The 2,345-nt window shown below is 32.7% G+C and carries 2 protein-coding genes; both read right to left on the reverse strand.

Going from position 1 to position 2,345, the window contains the following annotated elements:
* Window positions 1-153 precede the first annotated feature (153 nt).
* Window positions 154-1,812, reverse strand: a complete 1,659-nt coding sequence (gene fakA / locus CD147_RS11685; RefSeq protein WP_103167615.1) for a fatty acid kinase catalytic subunit FakA — start codon at window positions 1,810-1,812, stop codon at window positions 154-156.
* Between the two features lie 14 nt (window positions 1,813-1,826).
* A complete protein-coding gene (locus CD147_RS11690; RefSeq protein WP_103167616.1) occupies window positions 1,827-2,201 on the reverse strand; it encodes an Asp23/Gls24 family envelope stress response protein in 375 nt (124 codons plus the stop codon).
* Window positions 2,202-2,345 lie beyond the last annotated feature (144 nt).

Here is a 2,345-nt window from a genome sequence, read left to right on the forward strand (position 1 = left end):
ATCTTAATACGCGTAATTTTAAAATTATATTGTCATGCTCCATAAACGTAATAAAACCCTTAAATGATTGTAAAATCATCTAAGGGTATGAGATTGAATCCGAAATATTTATCATTTTCTAAAAAGACATAATGTTAATATTTTATTCTCTTTTTATTCAACAGCAAATAGATAATGGTAAATCGGTTGCCCACCATTGTGTTCTTCAACTTCTATCTCAGGATATTCTGATTCTATCCACTCGATTAGTTTGTCAGAGACATCTGGATGAGCATCCTCACCAGCGAAGATTGTTAATATTTCACTATCTTCAGTTAATAACTCTTTTAATAAACCAGTGATAGTTGTATACTCATCGTTATTACTTGTGACTATTTTATTTTCTGCTAAGCCCATAAATTGATCTTTTTTAATTTCTACGCCATCAATTTTAGTATCTCTTACCGCAAAAGTAATAGAACCTGATTTTACAGAATCTAAAGCAGTCGTCATATGAGATTTATTCTCTGCAAGTGACGAAGATGGATCATATTGGAATAATGCAGCAACACCTTGAGGAATTGAAGTCGTAGGTATAACTTCTGTCTCTGCCTCAACTAAATCAGCTGCTTGGTCACTAGACATTCTTATATTTTTATTATTAGGCAAGATAATTGCACGTTGACATTGTGATTGTTCAATGACTTTAACAATATCTTCAGTTGAAGGATTCATTGTTTGACCACCACTAATAATGTGAGTTGCTCCCATAGAAGTGAATAATTCAGAAATACCCTCTCCCATGGAAATAGCAATAATCGCTGTTTCTACCGTTTTAGATTGGTTGTTATCTTCTTTACGTTGATTTTGTTGTTCTTTGCGAATAACTTCACGGTGTTGCTCACGCATATTTTCAGCTTTTACTTTAATTAATTCACCATATTGTTGGCCATAATTAAATACTTCGCCAGGTGTCTCAGTATGTACGTGAACTTTTACGATTTCATCATCATTAATAACTAGTAATGAATCGCCAAATTGACTCATGTCGTTTCTAAATTCTTGCTCGGAAAATTCTTTTTTATCTTTTCCAAAACGAACCATCATTTCAGTGCAATAACCAAATTTAATATCTTCAGTGTTCATAACACCGTGAAAATCATGAGATTCATGTACTAATTCTTCAGTATCAAGTTTCTTTTTTGTTGCTTCAACAGTTTCTCCATTTAAACCTTTTAAGAATCCTTCATAGACACATAATAATCCTTTACCACCACTATCAACCACACCAACTTCTTTTAGCACTGCTAATAAGTTAGGCGTGTTCTCTAGTGATTTCTCAGCTTCAGCAATTGTATGTTCCATAATTGCTACACAGTCATCTGTTTCTTCTGCTTTTTTCATTGCCGCATTCGCAGCATCTTTAGCAACAGTTAAAATAGTTCCTTCAACTGGTTTCATAACAGCTTTATATGCGGTATCTACGCCGGACTGGAAACTATTTGCTAATTGTTGTGCATTAATTTCATCGTACTCTTCAATATTTTTACAGAATCCTCTAAATAGTTGAGATAAGATTACACCTGAATTTCCACGTGCACCCATTAATAGCCCTTTAGAGAAAGTTTTACCTAGCTCACCTATACTTTGAGATAAGTTATTTTCAACTTCTTCACGTCCAGAAGTGATTGTTAAATTCATATTTGTTCCAGTGTCACCGTCTGGCACTGGATACACATTGAGTGAATCAACTAAATCTGCATTATTTGATAAATTTTGTGCCCCTTGTATAATCATATCGGCAAATAATTTACCATTAATTTTGCTAATCATCGTGCTACGTCCTCCTATACCTTCTTGCCCTTATTATTAAGTCTTACACCTTGTACAAAAATGTTAATTGAATTAACTTTTAGATTAAGTGAAGTTTCTAATGTATATTTAACTGATGATTGTACATTGTTAGCTACTTCTGATATTTTCACACCATAGCTTACAATAATATACATATCTATATCAATCACACCATCATTTTCATTTACTACAATACCTTTAGCATAATTTTCATGTCCTAATATTTCGGCTATCCCATCTCTTACTTGTTGTCTGGATGCCATGCCCACTATGCCATAACTTTCAACAGCTTTGCTGCCTACTACTGACGCAATGACTTCATTTGAAATATCAATTTTGCCATAGTCATTTGAGATTTCTATTGTCATTTTCATATTCCTCCTGAATGATGTTTTAATGACGAAACGAGAAAGAAATTTATTTTTTGCTTAAAGATAACCAAATCTCCCATAAATATTTCATAATAATATTATTAAATATATTATAAAACTCCTCAGCTTACAATTATACCA

It is taken from the genome of Staphylococcus devriesei (assembly GCF_002902625.1).
Taxonomy (GTDB): Bacteria; Bacillota; Bacilli; order Staphylococcales; family Staphylococcaceae; genus Staphylococcus; species Staphylococcus devriesei.

What these genes read in the sequence shown, in the direction of transcription:
- fakA (WP_103167615.1), bottom strand. Translation starts at nt 1,812, where the DNA reads ATGATTAGCAAAATTAATGGTAAATTATTTGCCGATATGATTATACAA.
- CD147_RS11690 (WP_103167616.1), bottom strand. Translation starts at nt 2,201, where the DNA reads ATGACAATAGAAATCTCAAATGACTATGGCAAAATTGATATTTCAAAT.